This window comes from Luteimonas sp. 22616 (genome assembly GCF_052044325.1).
In the GTDB taxonomy this organism is placed as follows: Bacteria; Pseudomonadota; Gammaproteobacteria; order Xanthomonadales; family Xanthomonadaceae; genus Luteimonas.
In genome coordinates this window covers 2183151-2199387 of sequence record NZ_JBQEMW010000001.1, presented here as the reverse complement: position 1 = coordinate 2199387, position 16237 = coordinate 2183151, and the positions used below count along the sequence as shown (strand labels likewise).

Here is a 16237-nt window from a genome sequence, read left to right as displayed (position 1 = left end):
GGTTTCGCGCAACGCCGGAGCCGCCGACGCTGGGCTAGGATGGGGCATCCATCGCAGGCAGTCGCTTCCATGTCCGAACACCGCCGTCGTACCCGCATCCTCGCCACCCTCGGCCCGGCCACCGATGCGCCGGGCGTGCTCGACGCGCTGCTGTACGCAGGGGTCGACGTGGTGCGCCTGAACTTCTCGCACGGCGACCCGGCCTCGCAGCTTGCACGGGCGCAGGCGGTGCGCGAAGCGGCCGCGCGGGTGGGTGTGGAGGTCGGCATCCTGGCCGACCTGCCCGGCCCCAAGATCCGTGTCGAGACCTTCGCTGAAGGCCGGGTATTGCTGCGTGCGGGCGAGCGCTTCGACCTGGTGGCCAGCGAAGACGCACCGCCCGGCGATGCGACCCAGGTCGGCGTGAGTTACCTCGCCCTGCCGCAGGACCTGCAGGCGGGCGACGTGCTGCTGCTCGACGACGGCGTGGTGCAGCTCAGGGTCGAGCGCATCGAGGGCGAACGCATCGTCACCAGCGTGATCAACGACAGCGTGCTGTCCAACCGCAAGGGGCTCAATCGGCTCGGCGGGGGACTGTCGCTGGGTGCACTCACCGACCGCGACCGGGAGCTGATCGGCGTCGCCGCCGGCATGAACGCCGACTTCATCGCGGTGTCGTTCTGCCGCAACGCCGCCGACATGCACGAGGCGCGCGCGGTTGCGCGTTCGCATGGCAGCCACGCCGCGCTGGTGTCGAAGATCGAGCGCGCGGAGGCGATCGAGAACCTGGCCGAGATCGTGGAAGCCAGCGACGTGGTGATGGTCGCCCGCGGCGACCTGGGCGTGGAGATCGGCGACGCCGAACTGCCCGGCCTGCAGAAGAAGATCATCCGCGAATCGCTGGCGCAGAACCGGGTGGTGATCACCGCCACCCAGATGCTGCAGTCGATGGTCGACAGCCCGATCCCCACGCGCGCCGAGGTGCTCGACGTGGCCAACGCGGTGATTGACGGCACCGATGCGGTGATGCTCTCGGCCGAAACCGCGGCCGGCAATTTCCCGGTGCGTGCGGTCGAGGCGATGGCGCGCATCTGCGTCGGCGCCGAGAAGCAGTTCGAGTTCGACATCGATTTTGGCAAGGCCTCGCGCGACATGCAGCGCGCCGACCAGGCGATCGCGATGGCGGCAATGTTCCTGTCCGAGCACATGGCGGTGCGCGCGATCGTGGCGATGACCGAATCCGGCGGCACCGCGCGCTACCTGTCGCGGTTCCGCTCCAGCGTGCCGATCTACGCGTTGTCGCGGCATCCCGGGTCGCGGCGCCGGATGGCGCTGATGCGCGACGTGTTCCCGATCGACTTCGACAGCCGCGGCCTGGCCACGCGCGAAGCCGCGCGCGATGCGGTGCAGGCCCTGCACGACGCAGGCCTGCTCGCCGCCGGCGACCACATCATGTTCACCAGCGGCGACCACATGGAGCACCGCGGCGCGACCAACACGCTGCGCCTGCTGAAGGTGGGCGAGAACGGCAGGGCCGAAGGGCTGGGCGAGCTTTGACGGGAGAGCAAGGCCGGAGAACGGGAACGGGCAGGCGGCGCCCGCGAAACCGCGGGCTGGATTGGCCCGTCAACCGGCGCCTTTCGTACCCGTCATTCCCAGCATCGAAGTCGGGTTGGTAGATCCACCGACTCGAGCCGAGAAATTCCAGCTGCGACGCTCGGGTGGGCCGAGACACGAATTCCAATCAGGCTGCAGATATGCTCGTCGGGGATTGCAAGACATATCGAGTGGCAAGCCCGGTGGTCAATGCTTGCGCATGTCTGTTTTCGTTGTTGGTGATGTTGGCGCCCCCCCGTATCGGCCTATGGATCGGACCCTGCCCATGAGCAGTCCGGGATCGAGCCGGGTCAGGTTCTGGTCGTCGAGGAAGGCGACGGAGGCCGCTACTGGCAAAGCGATGGCAACGGCACTAAACGTGGCCCGCGATATCCATGGGAACTGCTGAAAGAAGGCGTCGAAGGCTGCGTTGCCGTAGGGTTTGTGATCCAGCCAGATGGCGTGCCCGACGCCTTCCGTGTCTTGCAGTTCGGCGCCTCGCGCCCATCCCGCGAGGTGGGGCGGAAGTTCGCTGCGGCGCTTGTCCAGACGCTTCGGTATAGACGCTACCTGCCTGGTCCCGAGAATCCCCGGCGCCTTCCCGGGTTTGCGGTTGAACATGCTGGTTTTGGTGCAGGACCGGATGCCGAACGCGCCATGAAGCGCTGGTCGGACGAGTGCCGGATCGACGATCTGGGTGCTTTCCTGCGTTCGCGGACGGGCGACGCCGAATCCTGACGCACGGCGCCGGGAGGAGGCCGTCCGAAACCGTTTGCAAGGCCTTTCCCGCGACCAATTGCCCGGGCCCGCGGGCTATAATCGACGGCCTTTCCGCCGCCTCCGAGCCTTTCCGACATGAGTATCGAACAGCTTGCCGAAACCGCCCTGGCCATGGTCGCGCCGGGCAAGGGCATCATCGCCATCGACGAATCCACCGGCACCATCGCCAAGCGCTTTGCCGGCGTCGGGATCGAGAATACCGAAGAGAACCGCCGCGCCTATCGCGAGATGCTGCTGACCACGCCGAACCTGAGCCAGCACATCAGCGGCGCGATCCTGTTCGACGAGACCATCCGCCAGTCGACGAAGGACGGTGTGCCGTTCGCCAGGTACATGGCCGACAACGGCATGATCCCGGGCATCAAGGTCGACAAGGGCACCCACGCGCTGGCCGGTTTCCCGGGCGAGGTGGTGACCGAGGGTCTCGACGGCCTGCGCGCGCGGCTGGAGGAGTACTACAAGCTCGGCGCCCGCTTCGCCAAGTGGCGCGCGGTGATCAACATCGGCGACGACGTCCCGTCGGGCACCTGCATCGAGGCCAATAGCCACGCGCTGGCGCGCTACGCCGCGCTGTGCCAGGAGCAGGGCCTGGTGCCGATGGTGGAGCCGGAAGTGCTGATGGACGGCAACCACGACATCGAAACCTGCTTCGAGGTCACCGAGGTCACGCTGCGTTCGCTGTTCGACGCGCTGTACCAGCAGAACGTCGCGCTCGAGGGCACGATCCTCAAGGCATCGATGGTCGTCCCGGGCAAGGGTTGCGACGAGCAGGCCAGCGTCGACGAGGTCGCCGAAGCCACGCTGATGTGCCTGAAGTCCACGGTGCCTGCGATCCTGCCGGGCATCGTGTTCCTGTCCGGTGGCCAGAGCGACGAGGACGCCACCGCGCACCTGGACGCGATGAATCGCCTCGGCCCGAACCCGTGGCCGCTGTCGTTCTCCTATGGCCGCGCGATGCAGTCGGCGGCGCTGAAGCTGTGGTCGCAGGACCTGGTGAAGAACTTCGCCGGCGCGCAGGACACCGTGTTCGCCCGGGCCCGCGACAACGGCCTGGCCGCGCTGGGCCAGTGGGATCGGGCCGCCTGATCGCCTCATCGCAACGCAGTGCGAACAACGCCGGCCCCGTGCCGGCGTTGTTCTTTGCGGCCCGGCGCGATGCTCCGGGCTGTCGTTGTAGGAGCGGCTTCAGCCGAGAGCTTTGCTGCAGGGGCCAGATCTGCCACGCGCGGGGATGAGGATCCCGGAAGCGATCGCGATCCAGGACCGCAGGCAGGCACCGAAGATCGAGGGCCCGCGGCCGAAGCCGGTCGTGTGGGGAACGGGCGAGGGGATTGGTGTCGCGGGCCGGTGTCGTAAGCTGTCCGCGGACTCCTTACTTCGCCAGGAATCGTGGCATGCCGCCGAATTCCATCCAGTTCCCGCCCGAGGCCGCCGCCGCGCTGGCGCGCGGCAATGTGATCGAGGCCGTGCAAATCGTGCGCGCCTCGACCGGCCTTCCGCTGAAGGAGGCCCGCGACCTGGTGCGGGCATACGCGAACGGCCAGCAGGCCGGGCGGCGTGGTGCCGGTGCCTCCGCGCAGGCGCCGTTCGTGTTTCCCCCTGCCGCCGCCGCGGCCGTGGCGCGGGGCGAGTTCGTCACCGCGATCGCGCTGCTGCGCGAAGCCAATCCACGCCTCGACCTGAAGACGGCGAAGGAGGCGGTCGACCAGATCCGCCACGGTGCCGCGCCCGTCGACGGCGCCGCGAAAACGGGCGTGCGGCCGAACCCGTCGCCGCGTGTCCCGACCGTGGTCGCCGGGGATCGTGGCAGCCGCGGCTGGCTGACGCTGATGCTCGTCGTGGTGTTCGCGATCTTCCTGCTGTGGCTGCTCGACGGCGCGTGATGCCGGTGGGAGCGGCCATGGTCGCGATCGGGTTGGCAGCAAGGGCATCGCGGCCATGGCCGCTCCCGCAGTGGTAGCAGGGACAGCCCGCGTTTTTCAGCCTGCCAGCAGTCGTCGATACTCCGCGGCGATGTCGCTGCCGAAGCTGCACAGCAGCGCGCGCTCGGGCAGGTCCGCCGACCAGTCGCGCAGTTGCCCGATCGCAACCGCCGCGGCCGGCGCATGCGGATAACCGAACACGCCACAGCTGATCGCCGGAAACGCGATCGACGCCAGCCCGAGGTCGGATGCGAGTTGCAGGGCGTTGGCGTAGCAGGCGGCCAGGCGTTCCGGCTCGCCATGGTCGCCGCCGCGCCAGAGCGGCCCGACGGTGTGGATCACGCAGCGCGCCGGCAGGCGGTGGCCGCCGGTGATGCGGGCCTCGCCGGTCGGGCAGCGCACACCGGGCCGCACTTCCGGCAGCGCACGGCATTCGTCGAGCAGGCCGGGGCCCGCGGCGCGATGGATAGCGCCGTCCACGCCGCCGCCGCCGAGCAGCGACTCGTTGGCAGCGTTGACGATCGCGTCGACCGCCAATGTGGTGATATCGCCCTCGACGACCTCGATCCGCATCTGCGCGTCGCGACTCAGCCCAGCGATGCCAGCCAGGGGTCGTCGGACCCTTCCTCCACGCCCTCGAGCAGGAACGTCGACAGATAGCGCTCGCCGGTGTCGGGCAGCATCGCCAGGATCACGTCGCCGTCGCTGGCCGACTGCGCTACTTCCAGCGCCGCGGCCACCGTGGCGCCCGCGGAGATGCCGACGAAGATGCCTTCCTCGCGGGCAAGCCGCAGCGAGGTGTCGCGGGCGGTCACATCGTCGACGGTGAGGATCTGCGAGGCGGCCTTGCGGTCGAGCACCGCGGGGACGAAGTCCGGGGTCCAGCCCTGGATCTTGTGCGGCGACCACTCCTTGCCGGCCAGCAGCGAGGCCACGGCCGGCTCGGCGGCGGTCACTTTCACTTCCGGGCGCGCCACGCGCAGCACGTCGGCCACGCCGGTGAGCGTGCCGCCGGTGCCCCAGCCGCTGACGAAGTGATCCAGGCGCCGGCCAGCGAAATCGCGCAGGATTTCGGCCGCGGTGGTCTGGCGGTGGTAGGCGGGATTGGCGGGGTTCTCGAACTGGCGGGCGAGGAACCAGCCGTGCTGCTTCGCCAGTTCCTCGGCCTTGCGCACCATGCCGGTGCCGCGCTCGGCGGCGGCGGTGAGGATGACCTTCGCGCCGTAAGCGCGCATCAGCTTGCGGCGCTCGATCGAGAAAGTCTCGGTCATCACCGCGACGAACTGGTAGCCGCGCGCGGCGCAGACCATGGCCAGCGCCACGCCGGTGTTGCCGGACGTGGCCTCGATCACGGTGTCGCCGGGCTTGAGCAGGCCGCGGGCCTCGGCATCGAGGATGATGGCGATCGCAAGCCGGTCCTTGACCGAGCCGCCGGGGTTGAACGCTTCGACCTTGGCGTAAAGGGTGACGTTGGCCGGCGCGATGCGGTTCAGGCGCACGACCGGCGTGCGGCCGATGGTGCCGAGGATGCTGTCGTGGATCATGGGGAAGCCCTGCGTGTCGGGGGGAAGGGCCGACGTTACGCCCGCTCGCGCCGGCGCGCACGCCTACGGATGACACACAGGGAACCGGCCAATGGGACGCCGGTCGCCGGAACGCCGCGCACCCGGCGATTACCGCTCCATGTCCCGGCACGCGTAACGCGCAAACGGGCCTGCGGTTGACGCCGATCGCGTTCGCGGCGCCGGGCCTGATGGCACACGTGGCCGTCGCATCGAGTCGATAGAATCGAGCGGTTTCCCTTTGCCCTTGTATGCATGATGCCCGGACTCAGCGCCCCCACGACGCCACGCCTGCTCCTGTCCGCCCTGTTGTGCCTGTACCTCGCCGCCTGTGGCGGAGAGAAGGCCGGTGAACAGGGCGCCGCGCCGGTGGAGGTGGTGACCACCACGACGGTGGCGATGCAGTCCTGGCACGATCGCATCCGCGCGCTGGGAACGGTCAAGGCGCGCGAGTCGGTGGATGTCACCGCCAAGGTCAGCGAGACGGTGCAGCAGGTGCACTTCGACAGCGGCGACGAGGTCGCCAAGGGCACGCCGCTGGTGACGCTGAGCGGCCAGCAGCAGCACGCCGCGCTTGCGGCGGCGCAGGCCGCGGCGACCGAGGCCGAACGGCTGTACAAGCGCCAGCAGGAACTGGCCGCGCAGCAGCTGATCGCCCGCGCCGCGCTCGATACCCAGCGCGCCACCCGCGATGCCGCGCGCGCCCAGATGGCGCAGATCCAGGCCAACCTGCATGACCGGGTGATCCGCGCGCCGTTCGCCGGCCGGCTGGGCATCCGCCAGGTCAGCCCCGGCGCGCTGGTCACGCCGGGCACGGTGATCGCATCGCTCGACGACATCGCCCGCGTGCACGTCGACTTCCCCGTGCCCGAGGTGCAGATGGAGCTGGCCGACGTGGGCCAGCGGCTCGCCGGCACCACCGTCGCGTTTCCCGAGCGTGTCTTCGAGGGCACGGTGTCGGTGGTCGACGTGCGCCTGGATCCGGCCACGCGCGCGGTCATGGTGCGCGGCGATTTCCCCAACCCCGACCGCGCCCTGCGGCCGGGCATGCTGCTGCAGGTCGAGCTGGAGCGGCCCGAGCGGCAGGCGCTGCTGGTGCCCGAGATTTCCATCGTCCAGGTCGGCCGCGATTCGTTCGTGTACCGCGTGGGCGGCGACAGCACCGTCGAGCAGGCGCCGGTGAAGATCGGCGCGCGCGCCGGCGGGCAGGCCGAAGTGCTCGAAGGCCTGGCGCCGGGCGACCGCATCGTCGTCGACGGCACCGGCAAGTTGCGCGCCGGATCGAAGATCCGCGAGGTCGCCGCGGCGCCTGCGGCCGGCAAGCCTCGCAGCAGCACGGACGACCCGCCGGCCGACGCGGCCGACGCCGTGCCCGCCACGGAGGGCTGATCGATGCTGCTGTCCGACGTCTCCATCCGCCGCCCGGTGTTCGCCACCGTGGTGAGCCTGCTGCTGATGGTGCTCGGCGTGATGGCGTTCTCGCGCCTGACGTTGCGCGAGCTGCCGGCGATCGACCCGCCGATCGTTTCGGTCGACGTCAACTATCCGGGCGCTTCGGCGGCCGTGGTCGAGACCCGCATCACCCAGGTGCTCGAGGACGCGCTGTCGGGCATCGAGGGCATCGAGACGATCCAGTCGCGCAGCGTCAACGGGCGCTCCGCGGTGACCCTGGAGTTCACCCTCAAGCGCGACATCGAGGCCGCGGCCAACGACGTGCGCGACGCGATCAGCGGCGTCGCCGACCGCCTGCCCGACGAAGCCGACCCGCCCGAGGTGGAGAAGGCCGACAGCGATTCGGACACCATCATCTGGCTCAACATGAGCTCGACCACGATGGACACGCTGGAGCTGTCGGACTATGCCGACCGCTACATCGTCGACCGGCTGTCGAGCCTGGACGGCGTGGCCCAGGTGCGCATCGGCGGGCGCCAGCGCTATGCGATGCGCATCTGGCTCGACGCCGAGGCGATGGCCGCGCGCGACATCACCGCCAACGACGTCGAGGCCGCGCTGCGCGCCGAGAACGTCGAGCTGCCGGCCGGCCGGATCGAGTCGGAGACCCGCGACTTCACCCTGCGCGTGGCGCGTGGTTACACCACCCCGGCCGACTTCGCCGCGATCCCGCTGCGCAAGGGCGACGACGGCTACGTGGTGCGGCTGGGCGACGTGGCGCAGGTGGAGCTGGCCTCGGCCGAGCGCCGCGCGTACTACCAGAGCAACGGCCAGCCCAACATCGGCCTGGGCATCATCAAGACCTCCACCGCCAACGCGCTCGACGTCACCCGCGCGGCGCGGGCGATGGCGGTGGAAGTCCAGAAGTCGCTGCCCGAGGGCACCAACATCTTCGTGGCCTTCGACGACACGGTCTTCATCGAGGCCTCGATCGAGCGCGTCTACGCCACCCTCGCCGAGGCGATCGCGCTGGTGCTGCTGGTGATCTGGCTGTTCCTGGGCAGCCTGCGCGCGGCGCTGATCCCGGCGGTGACGGTGCCGGTGTGCCTGCTGGCGGCGTTCATCCCGCTGTACCTGTTCGGCTACTCGATCAACCTGCTCACGCTGCTGGCGCTGGTGTTGTCGATCGGCCTGGTGGTGGACGACGCGATCGTGGTGCTGGAGAACATCCAGCGCCGCGTCGACCTGGGCGAGCCGCGGCTGGTGGCCTCGGTGCGCGGCACCCGGCAGGTGGCGTTCGCGGTGATCGCCACCACCACCGTGCTGGTGGCGGTGTTCCTGCCGGTGGGCTTCATGGAGGGCAACACCGGGCGGCTGTTCCGCGAGCTGTCGGTGGCGCTGGCCGGCGCGGTGGCGCTGTCGGCGTTCGTGGCGTTGACCCTGACCCCGATGATGGCGTCGAAGATGGTGCGCCCGCACGCGCAGGAGAAGTCCAATCCGGTCAACCGCTGGTTCAACCGCGGCCTGGACCGGGTCGCGCGCGGCTATCGCGGCGCGCTGGCGCGGCTGGTGGCGGCGCGGCCGCCGCGGATCGTCGGCGGCGTGGCGCTGACGATGCTGGCCTGCATCGCGGCGATCTACGGGCTGGCCAGGTTCGTGCCTTCCGAACTGGCCCCGGCCGAGGACCGCGGTGCGTTCTTCGTCTCGATCGTCGGCCCCGAGGGCGCCGGCTTCGATTACACGGTCAACCAGATCAAGCAGGTCGAATCGATCTTTGCCGAACGGGTGAAGGGCGACGGCCCGGTGATCCGCCGCTACAACACCCGCGTGCCTGGCGGCTGGGGCGCGAGCGAGGAGATGCACACCGGCAACGTGATCGTGTTCCTCGAGGACTGGCAGAAGCGCGACCAGTCCACCGCGGAGGTCGCCGAATCGCTGCGCAAGGAACTCGGCGCGCTCAGCGGCGTGCGCGCGCAGCCGCGCGTGGGCGGCGGCCTGGTCGGCAGCCGCGGGCAGCCGATCCAGATCGTGCTCGGCGGGCCGGAGTACAGGGAAATCGCCGGCTGGCGCGACATCCTGATGCAGCGCATGGAAGCCAATCCCGGGTTCTTCTCGGTCGACTCCGACTACAAGGAAACGCGGCCGCAGATGCGCGTGCAGATCGATCGCGCGCGCGCCTCGGATCTGGGCGTGAGCGTCACCGACATCGGCCGCGCGCTGGAAACGATGATGGGCAGCCGCCAGGTCACCACCTTCGTGCAGGAAGGCGAGGAGTACGACGTGCTGGTGCAGGCCGGGCGCGCCGGGCGCGCAGCCCCGGCCGACCTCGACGCGATCCGCGTGCGTGCACGCAACGGCGACCTGGTGCCGCTGTCCAACCTGGTCACGCTCGGTGAGCTTGCCGAGCCGGGCAGCCTCAATCGCTTCAACCGCCTGCGTGCGATCACCATCAGCGCCGGCCTGGCCCCGGGCTACAGCATGGGCGAGGCGCTGGCGTTCCTCGACGGGGTCACGCGCAGCGAGCTGCCCGACTACGCGCAGGTCGACTGGAAGGGCGAATCGCGCGAGTACCAGAAGGCGGGCGGCGCCGTGCTGCTGACCTTCACCCTGGCGCTGCTGGTGGTGTACCTGGTGCTGGCGGCGCAGTTCGAGAGCTTCATCCATCCGTTCGTGATCATGCTGACGGTGCCGCTGGGCGTGCTCGGCGCGCTGATCGGCCTGGCGATCACCGGCGGCACGCTCAACCTGTTCAGCCAGATCGGCATCGTGATGCTGGTGGGGCTGGCGGCGAAGAACGGCATCCTGATCGTCGAGTTCGCCAACCAGCTGCGCGACGCGGGCCGCAGCGTGGGCGAGGCGATCGTGGAATCGTCGGTGGTGCGCCTGCGCCCGATCCTGATGACCTCGATCGCCACCGCGGTGGGCGCGATTCCGCTGGTGGCCGCCGGCGGCCCGGGTTCGGCCAGCCGCGCGACGATCGGCGTGGTGGTGATTTTCGGCGTGTCGTTCTCCACCTTGCTGTCGCTGTTCGTGGTGCCGGCGTTCTATGCCCTGCTGGCCCCGTACACGCGGTCGCCCGATGCGGTGGCGCAGGAGCTGGAACTGCAGGAGAAGCAGACCCCGTCGGTGGGCGGCCACGCGTAGACCGGGGCGACGTCCCGGCGCCCGGAATTCCACATCGCGCGAGATTCGATGCGGCATTGCGAAGCGGCTGCTCCCGCCGGGATCCACGGGCCACGCTGCCCGCTCGCGTATCCTTCGCACGATGACGGACACGGACTGGAAGACGACGACGATCATGGTTGGCGATGCCGTGCGCCTGCGCGCGTGGCGCGGCGACGACCTCGATTCGCTGCTGCTGCACGCCGACGACGAGCAGGTTTCGCGCGGCACCAGCGACCGGTTCCCAAGCCCATACACGCGCGCCGACGGCGAAGCCTTCCTCGCCGGGCGCGTGGTCGACTTCAGCGCGCCGGTGTTCGCGATCGAGATCGACGGCCAGGCCTGTGGCGGCATCGGCGTGCGCGCCGGGCAGGGCGAACGCCGCCACGGCGCCGAGCTCGGCTACTGGCTGGGGCGGCGTCACTGGGGGCACGGGCATATGACCCGCGTCGTCGGCTTCTTCGCGCCCTGGGTGATGCGCACGCTGTCGCTGTACCGGTTGCACGCGACGGTGCTCGACTTCAACACCGCCTCGGCGCGGGTGCTGCTGAAGAACGGGTTCGTCGAGGAAGGCACCCAGCGCCGCGCCGTGTTCACCCGTGGCAAGCTGCACGACCTGCGCAGCTTCGCCAGGACCCGGGACACGCTCGATGCCGACTGACCACCCGCCGTCGCCGTGGAAGCGGCGCCCGCCGCAGGCAAGTGCGGAAGATGCCGCGCCGCCGCGTCGCCAGCGCGACGAGGAACTGCGGCTGTACGGACTCAATGCCGTGCAGGCGGTGTTCGCGCGCCGGCCGTCGGCGATCCGCAAGCTGTACCTGTCCGAGGTGCGCATCGGGCAGCTGCAACCGCTGCTGAAATGGTGCGTGGCCAACCGGGTCGGCTACCGCGTGGTCGACGAGGCCGACCTGCACAAGCTCGCCGCCAGCAAGCACCACGAGGGCGTGGTGGCCGAGGTGCTGCGCGAGCCGCCGCAATCGCTGACCGCGTGGCTGGAGGCATTGCCGGCCGGGCCGCGCTGCGCGCTGTGGCTCGATGGCGTCGGCAACCCGCACAACCTTGGCGCGATCCTGCGTTCGGCCGCCCACTTCGGGGTCTCGGCGCTGCTGCTGCCGAAGCATTCGCCGCTGGCGCTGTCGGGCGCCGCCGCGCGCGTGGCCGAAGGCGGCGCCGAGGCGGTGCCGTTCGTGCGCCTGGGGCGCGAGGACAACGCGATCGCGCAGCTGCACGGCGCCGGCTTCGCGCTGGCGGCGACCGTGGTGCGCGGCGGCCAGGACCTGTTCTCCGCGCGCCTGCCGGAGCGGCTGGTGTACGTGCTCGGCGCCGAAGGCGAGGGCATGGACACCGCGCTGGCCGCCGCCTGCGACCTGCGCCTGTCGATTCCCGGCAGCGGTGCGGTCGAGAGCCTCAACGTCGCCGCCGCCACCGCGGTATTGCTGGCGCAGTGGATGCGCGCGCGATGATCTGCGGAGCCCGTAGGAGCGGCTTCAGCCGCGAGCTTTTCGATGGAATTGCAGAGGCCGGAAGCTCGCGGCTGAAGCCGCTCCTACAGAAGGTTGCTCTTGAGAGCGGCGCAGCCATCGCGGTGATGATGGTGCAAGGAGTGCACTCTTGATCGCACAGCCGCCGGACGCCGCCCGGCGCCACCTGGTTCCGCTGGCGCGTGCACTCGCGCTGCTCTACCTGCTCGCCGGCGTCGCGGCGATGTGGTGGCTGGCGCCGCGCGTGCCCTACGCGGATGGCTGGCGCTTCCTCGGCCACTTCCTGCAGGCGCCGTTCCCGTGGGACATCCTCGCGCCCGACAACGGCCACCACGAGCTGTTCCCCAACGCGGTGCGGGTACTCGAGCTGCACGCGTTCGCGGCGCAGCAGTGGCTGCAGGTCGGCGTCGGCATTGTGTTGGCGCTGGCTACGGTGCTGGTGTTCTGGCGCGGCATCCGCGGGCTTGCCGGGGCGCCGGCGCGGAGCGCGGCATTGCTGGCCGTGGTACTGGGCGTTTTCTGGCTGGGCAACATCCGCGCGCTGGCGCACGGCAACGAATCGGTGCATGCGTACTGCGTCACGCTGTTCCTCGCGATCGGGCTGCACGTGCTGTTGCGGTCGAGCGTCGGGCGTGGTGGCCTCGTCGACGTCGCGCTTGCGGCCGCATGTGGACTTGCCGCGGCGTTCTCCTTCGGCAGCGGCATCGCCTGTTTCGCCGGGTTCGCCGCGGTGCTGGCACTGCGACGGGCGCCATGGCCGCAGTGGGCGGTGCTCATTGCCGGGCTCGTGCTCACGCTGGCGCTGCTGCACCTGGATGGTGGCACCGGCGGGTCGCCCGGCTTCGCGCCGCTGCGACAGGGCGACATGCTGCTGCGCTGGCTGGCCGGCCCGTTCGCCTATGCCGCTTGGCCGCTGCTCGATCCGCAGCTGGCTGCGCAGGTCCCGGTGGCCGCCGCGCGGGTGCCGGCGCAGGCGGTCGCGCAGGCCTACGAAGGCGCGTTCGGGCCGGTGTTGCTCGCTCGCTGGCCGCACTTGCTGTTCGGCCTGGCAGGGCTGGCCTGGCTCGCCGTGCTGGGTTGGCGGGCCTGGCGCGACCGTGCGCCTGTCGCGCTGGTCGGGATCGGACTGGCATGCTTCGCGGCCGCGGTCGGCGCGATGATCACCCTGGTGCGCCTGGAATATTTCGGCACGCACCCGGACCAGTTGCTGGCGCTGCGCTACGTGGTCTGGTCGAGCCTGTTCTGGGCCGGCCTGCTGCTGGCGACGGCCGCGCAGGCCCGTCGACCGGCGCGCGTGCTGGTGCTGGCCGTGCTGGTGGCCATCGCGCTGCTGCCCAGCCAGCTGTGGATGGCGAAGCTCGGCGGCGGCATGCGCGCGGTTGCCGAGCAGACGGGGCTGGCCGCGGCGGTGGGCGTCGTCGATCCGTCGCTGCCGCTGGGCGAAACCGTGCCGGGAGAACTGGCCGCCGCGCTGCCACCCATGCGCGCTGCGCGGGTGGCCGTGTTCGCGTGGCCGGAAACGCAATGGCTCGGCCGCCGGCCCGCGGCGGATGCGCTGCGCATGCTCGATGCGGGTGAGGTCGAGGTGGTGGCCGTCGACAACCGCATCGACCCGCAGGCGCGTGGCCGCCGGGTCCGCTTCCGGCTCGACGATGCGCCGGGCGATCGCGTCCTGCTGCTCGACGGCGACGGCACCGTGCGCGGCCTGGCGATGTGCGACCGCGAGCGTGGGCGCTGGATCGGCTGGATGCAGGGAACCGCGGTGGCTGATGGCATCGCGCCGCGCGTCGCCGTTGCCGCCGACCGGTAGCCGCAAGCCTACAGGTTGTTTCCAGGCGGCCGCGCTCTAGGCCGTGCCGCGCGGCTTCGATGTGGACGGCGCATCGCCCGGCACCGCGATGTCGAAGTGCAGGACGTCCTCGCGGATTCCAAGTTTCGTGTACAGCGCGATGGCGGGGTCGTCGCCGAGGTCGGCCTGCACGAAGATCACATACGCGCCGCGCGTGACGGCCATCCTCCGCAGTTCCATGATCAGGGCGGTCGCGATGCCCTGCCGCCTGTGCGCGTCCGACACCGCCAGGTCGTAGATATAGATCTCGCTGCGTTCCTGTTCGAACTTGGGCAGCACGTAGGCGGCGAGCCCACCGACCACCGCGTCGCCATTCAGCGCGGCGAGCGCGATGAACGTATCGCTTCCCAGCAGGCGCCCGAGATAGGCCCTGCCGGGTGGCGCCTGGCTGAAGGTCGCCACGTCATCGAATGCCGTGCCGAACATCGCCAGCATGGCGCGCATCGTTGCATCGTCCTGGGGACCGAGCGCGCGGATGGAGAAGGACGCGGGAGGCACGGGGGTGCGGGGCACGGAATGATCGTCCGCTGGATGCGGTGCTTCGCCGCCCTCAGTGCGCGGGCTGCGCCGCCTTCGGCGCGCTGCCGAAGCCGCCGTCGGCCTGTGCCGCCAGCCAGGTGAACACCGTGTACGCGGCGACGTTCTGCGCCAGCACCTTCGGGTCGATCTTGTCCAGCGTGTCTTCGGCGTTGTGGTGCAGGTCGAAGTAGTCGGTGCCGTCGTGCCCCAGCCAGGCCCAGGCCATGCCGCGTTCGGTGAGGGGGCCGATATCGGATTCCGGATCGCCCTTGCCGGGCATCGCCTCGATGCCCAGCGGTGCGAGCGATGCCGCGATCTGTTCGAACGCCGCCTTTTCGCTGTCGCGCGCACTGCTGTCGAAACCGTAGATGCGGCCGGCGCCGAAGTCGCTTTCGGCGGCGATGACATGCTTCGCGACGTCCTTCGCGTGCGCGTCGCGATAGGCGAAGCCGCCGTGCAGGCCCTGTTCCTCGTTGGCGAAGGCGACCACGCGGATCGTGCGCTTCGGCTTCAGCGGCTCGAGCAGCGCGCCGGTTGCCATGGTGATGGCGATGCCCGCGGCGTCGTCGATCGCGCCGGTGCCGTGGTCCCACGAATCCAGGTGGCCGCCGATCAGCACGATCTCGTCGGGCCGTTGGCTGCCGGTGATCTCGCCGATCACGTTCTGCGAGGTGTATTCGCCGTCCCAGCCGCAGTCGAGCGCGACGCGCACGCGGGTCGGGCCCAGCGCGACCAGGCGCGCGAGCTGGTCGGCGTCGATGATCGACAGCGCCGCCGACGGGATCGGCTCGAGCCCCTCCTCGAACCGGGTATTGCCGGTATGCGGCGCCCGCGAGGAGTCGGTGCCGGCCGAGCGCATCAGGAATGCAGCCGCGCCCTTGCGGATCGCGACCGATGGCCCGCGGCCGCGGATGCCGCCGCCGTTGCGATAGTCGCCGCCGTCGCGCTGCTTCTTCATCTGGTAATCGACGAAGGCGATCTTGCCGGCCAGCGAACCGTCCGGCGCTGCCTTGAGCGCGTCAAGGTCGGCGAAGCGCACCACCTCGCCCTCGACCATGCCGCCCGGGCTGCCGCCCAGCGCGGTCAGCAGCAGCGGCTGCGCATGCTCGCCCAGCACCTGGGCATGCTCGCTGCGGCGCACCCATTTCGGGAACGTGACCGGCTCGGTCCAGACCTTGTCATAGCCGAGCTGCTCGAACTTGGCCTTGGCCCACGCCACCGCGCGCGCGTCGGCCTCGCTGCCGGCCAGGCGCGGACCGACTTCGGTGGTCAGCGATTCGGTGATCTTCCAGCCCAGGTTGCTGGCCAGTGCCTGCTGGCGCAGCTGCGCGGCCTGTTCGATCGCCCGGTCGGGGATGCGGGTTTCGGCCTGCACCGTGGCGGCGGGAAGCACGAGGGCAAGGGCGAGCAGCAGCGGGGCGAGGCGCATGGATGTCTCCGGAAGCGGCGCATCGTGCGGCAAGCGCCGGCATGCGCCAGAAAAAGGCGAAGCCGCGAGGGTGGCAGCCCTCGCGGCTTCGTGGCCTGTGGCACAAGTCATGCCGCGCGTGGCGGCGGTCGCATCAAGGCGTTGACAGCCCTAGCGCTTCAGCGAATCGCGGATCTCGCGCAGCAGCAGCACGTCTTCCGCCGGCGCGGCCGGGGCCGCCTCTTCCTTCTTGTTCATGCGGTTGATCGCCTTGACCACCAGGAAGATCGCGAACGCGAGGATGGCGAACTGGATCACCGCGTTGAGGAACTCGCCGATGCCGATGACCACCGCAGGCACCGCCTCGCCGGCCGCATCCACCGTGGCCTGCTTCAGCGTGATGACCCACTTCGAGAAGTCGACACCCCCGATCAGCAGCCCGATCGGCGGCATGATGACCTTGTCGACCAGCGCGGTGACGATCTTGCCGAAGGCCGCGCCGATCACGACACCGACCGCGAGGTCGACGACGCTGCCGCGCATCGCGAATTCCTTGAACTCACTCATCATGCCCATGTGCTCTTCCC

Annotated in this window: 14 protein-coding genes; 8 read left to right on the top strand and 6 right to left on the bottom strand. The window is 70.2% G+C overall.

The window, feature by feature from the left end; all coding sequences use genetic code 11:
- Positions 1–69: 69 nt before the first annotated feature.
- Entirely contained in the window at positions 70–1536 is a 1467-nt protein-coding gene (gene pyk / locus ACTJIL_RS10170; RefSeq protein WP_440755397.1) for a pyruvate kinase, read from the top strand.
- A 246-nt stretch (positions 1537–1782) separates the two neighbouring features.
- On the opposite strand, the gene ACTJIL_RS10165 is transcribed toward pyk, so the two are convergent.
- Positions 1783–2196, bottom strand: coding sequence for a hypothetical protein (locus ACTJIL_RS10165; RefSeq protein ID WP_440755396.1), 414 nt, complete (start codon positions 2194–2196; stop codon positions 1783–1785).
- A gap of 234 nt (positions 2197–2430) precedes the next feature.
- Between ACTJIL_RS10165 and ACTJIL_RS10160 the strand changes: the two genes are divergently transcribed.
- Positions 2431–3441 carry a class I fructose-bisphosphate aldolase gene (locus ACTJIL_RS10160; protein WP_440755395.1) on the top strand — a complete coding sequence of 337 codons (1011 nt, stop codon included), beginning with the start codon at positions 2431–2433 and terminating at the stop codon, positions 3439–3441.
- Positions 3442–3749: 308 nt separating this feature from the next.
- The gene (locus ACTJIL_RS10155; RefSeq protein WP_440755394.1) at positions 3750–4238 is read left to right on the top strand and encodes a hypothetical protein; all 489 of its coding nucleotides are present in this window, start codon (positions 3750–3752) and stop codon (positions 4236–4238) included.
- Positions 4239–4334: 96 nt separating this feature from the next.
- Here ACTJIL_RS10155 and ACTJIL_RS10150 read toward each other — a convergent pair whose 3' ends face one another.
- Positions 4335–4850: an O-acetyl-ADP-ribose deacetylase gene (locus ACTJIL_RS10150; protein WP_440755393.1), complete on the bottom strand. Its 516-nt coding sequence runs from the start codon at positions 4848–4850 to the stop codon at positions 4335–4337.
- A 14-nt stretch (positions 4851–4864) separates the two neighbouring features.
- Positions 4865–5821 (bottom strand): cysteine synthase A, encoded by a 957-nt coding sequence (gene cysK / locus ACTJIL_RS10145; RefSeq protein ID WP_440755392.1) that lies wholly within the window; start codon positions 5819–5821, stop codon positions 4865–4867.
- Between the two features lie 273 nt (positions 5822–6094).
- Between cysK and ACTJIL_RS10140 the strand changes: the two genes are divergently transcribed.
- From ACTJIL_RS10140 to ACTJIL_RS10120, 5 genes are all read left to right on the top strand, one after another.
- Positions 6095–7228, top strand: coding sequence for an efflux RND transporter periplasmic adaptor subunit (locus ACTJIL_RS10140; protein WP_440755391.1), 1134 nt, complete (start codon positions 6095–6097; stop codon positions 7226–7228).
- 3 nt (positions 7229–7231) lie between these two features.
- Positions 7232–10375, top strand: a complete 3144-nt coding sequence (locus ACTJIL_RS10135) for an efflux RND transporter permease subunit (RefSeq protein WP_440755390.1) — start codon at positions 7232–7234, stop codon at positions 10373–10375.
- Positions 10376–10496: 121 nt separating this feature from the next.
- Positions 10497–11054: a GNAT family N-acetyltransferase gene (locus tag ACTJIL_RS10130; protein ID WP_440755389.1), complete on the top strand. Its 558-nt coding sequence runs from the start codon at positions 10497–10499 to the stop codon at positions 11052–11054.
- Complete coding sequence (locus ACTJIL_RS10125) at positions 11044–11856, top strand: TrmH family RNA methyltransferase (protein ID WP_440755388.1); 813 nt, start codon at positions 11044–11046, stop codon at positions 11854–11856. Before ACTJIL_RS10130 ends, ACTJIL_RS10125 begins: the two co-directional genes overlap by 11 nt.
- 148 nt (positions 11857–12004) lie before the next feature.
- Positions 12005–13684: a hypothetical protein gene (locus ACTJIL_RS10120; protein ID WP_440755387.1), complete on the top strand. Its 1680-nt coding sequence runs from the start codon at positions 12005–12007 to the stop codon at positions 13682–13684.
- Between the two features lie 36 nt (positions 13685–13720).
- Here the strand turns inward: ACTJIL_RS10120 and ACTJIL_RS10115 are convergent, their stop codons facing one another.
- The 3 genes from ACTJIL_RS10115 to mscL form a co-directional block, all read right to left on the bottom strand.
- Entirely contained in the window at positions 13721–14200 is a 480-nt protein-coding gene (locus tag ACTJIL_RS10115) for an AAC(3)-I family aminoglycoside N-acetyltransferase (protein WP_440755900.1), read from the bottom strand.
- A gap of 73 nt (positions 14201–14273) precedes the next feature.
- A complete protein-coding gene (locus ACTJIL_RS10110; protein ID WP_440755386.1) occupies positions 14274–15671 on the bottom strand; it encodes a M28 family peptidase in 1398 nt (465 codons plus the stop codon).
- A 150-nt stretch (positions 15672–15821) separates the two neighbouring features.
- On the bottom strand, positions 15822–16226 hold the full coding sequence (gene mscL / locus ACTJIL_RS10105; protein ID WP_440755385.1) for a large-conductance mechanosensitive channel protein MscL: 405 nt from the start codon (positions 16224–16226) through the stop codon (positions 15822–15824).
- Positions 16227–16237: the final 11 nt, after the last annotated feature.

Bases quoted from the DNA above. Each gene is read 5' to 3' on its own strand.
- pyk (WP_440755397.1), top strand. From the start codon at position 70: ATGTCCGAACACCGCCGTCGTACCCGCATCCTCGCCACCCTCGGCCCG.
- ACTJIL_RS10165 (WP_440755396.1), bottom strand. From the start codon at position 2,196: ATGTTCAACCGCAAACCCGGGAAGGCGCCGGGGATTCTCGGGACCAGG.
- ACTJIL_RS10160 (WP_440755395.1), top strand. From the start codon at position 2,431: ATGAGTATCGAACAGCTTGCCGAAACCGCCCTGGCCATGGTCGCGCCG.
- ACTJIL_RS10155 (WP_440755394.1), top strand. From the start codon at position 3,750: ATGCCGCCGAATTCCATCCAGTTCCCGCCCGAGGCCGCCGCCGCGCTG.
- ACTJIL_RS10150 (WP_440755393.1), bottom strand. From the start codon at position 4,850: ATGCGGATCGAGGTCGTCGAGGGCGATATCACCACATTGGCGGTCGAC.
- cysK (WP_440755392.1), bottom strand. From the start codon at position 5,821: ATGATCCACGACAGCATCCTCGGCACCATCGGCCGCACGCCGGTCGTG.
- ACTJIL_RS10140 (WP_440755391.1), top strand. From the start codon at position 6,095: ATGATGCCCGGACTCAGCGCCCCCACGACGCCACGCCTGCTCCTGTCC.
- ACTJIL_RS10135 (WP_440755390.1), top strand. From the start codon at position 7,232: ATGCTGCTGTCCGACGTCTCCATCCGCCGCCCGGTGTTCGCCACCGTG.
- ACTJIL_RS10130 (WP_440755389.1), top strand. From the start codon at position 10,497: ATGACGGACACGGACTGGAAGACGACGACGATCATGGTTGGCGATGCC.
- ACTJIL_RS10125 (WP_440755388.1), top strand. From the start codon at position 11,044: ATGCCGACTGACCACCCGCCGTCGCCGTGGAAGCGGCGCCCGCCGCAG.
- ACTJIL_RS10110 (WP_440755386.1), bottom strand. From the start codon at position 15,671: ATGCGCCTCGCCCCGCTGCTGCTCGCCCTTGCCCTCGTGCTTCCCGCC.
- mscL (WP_440755385.1), bottom strand. From the start codon at position 16,226: ATGGGCATGATGAGTGAGTTCAAGGAATTCGCGATGCGCGGCAGCGTC.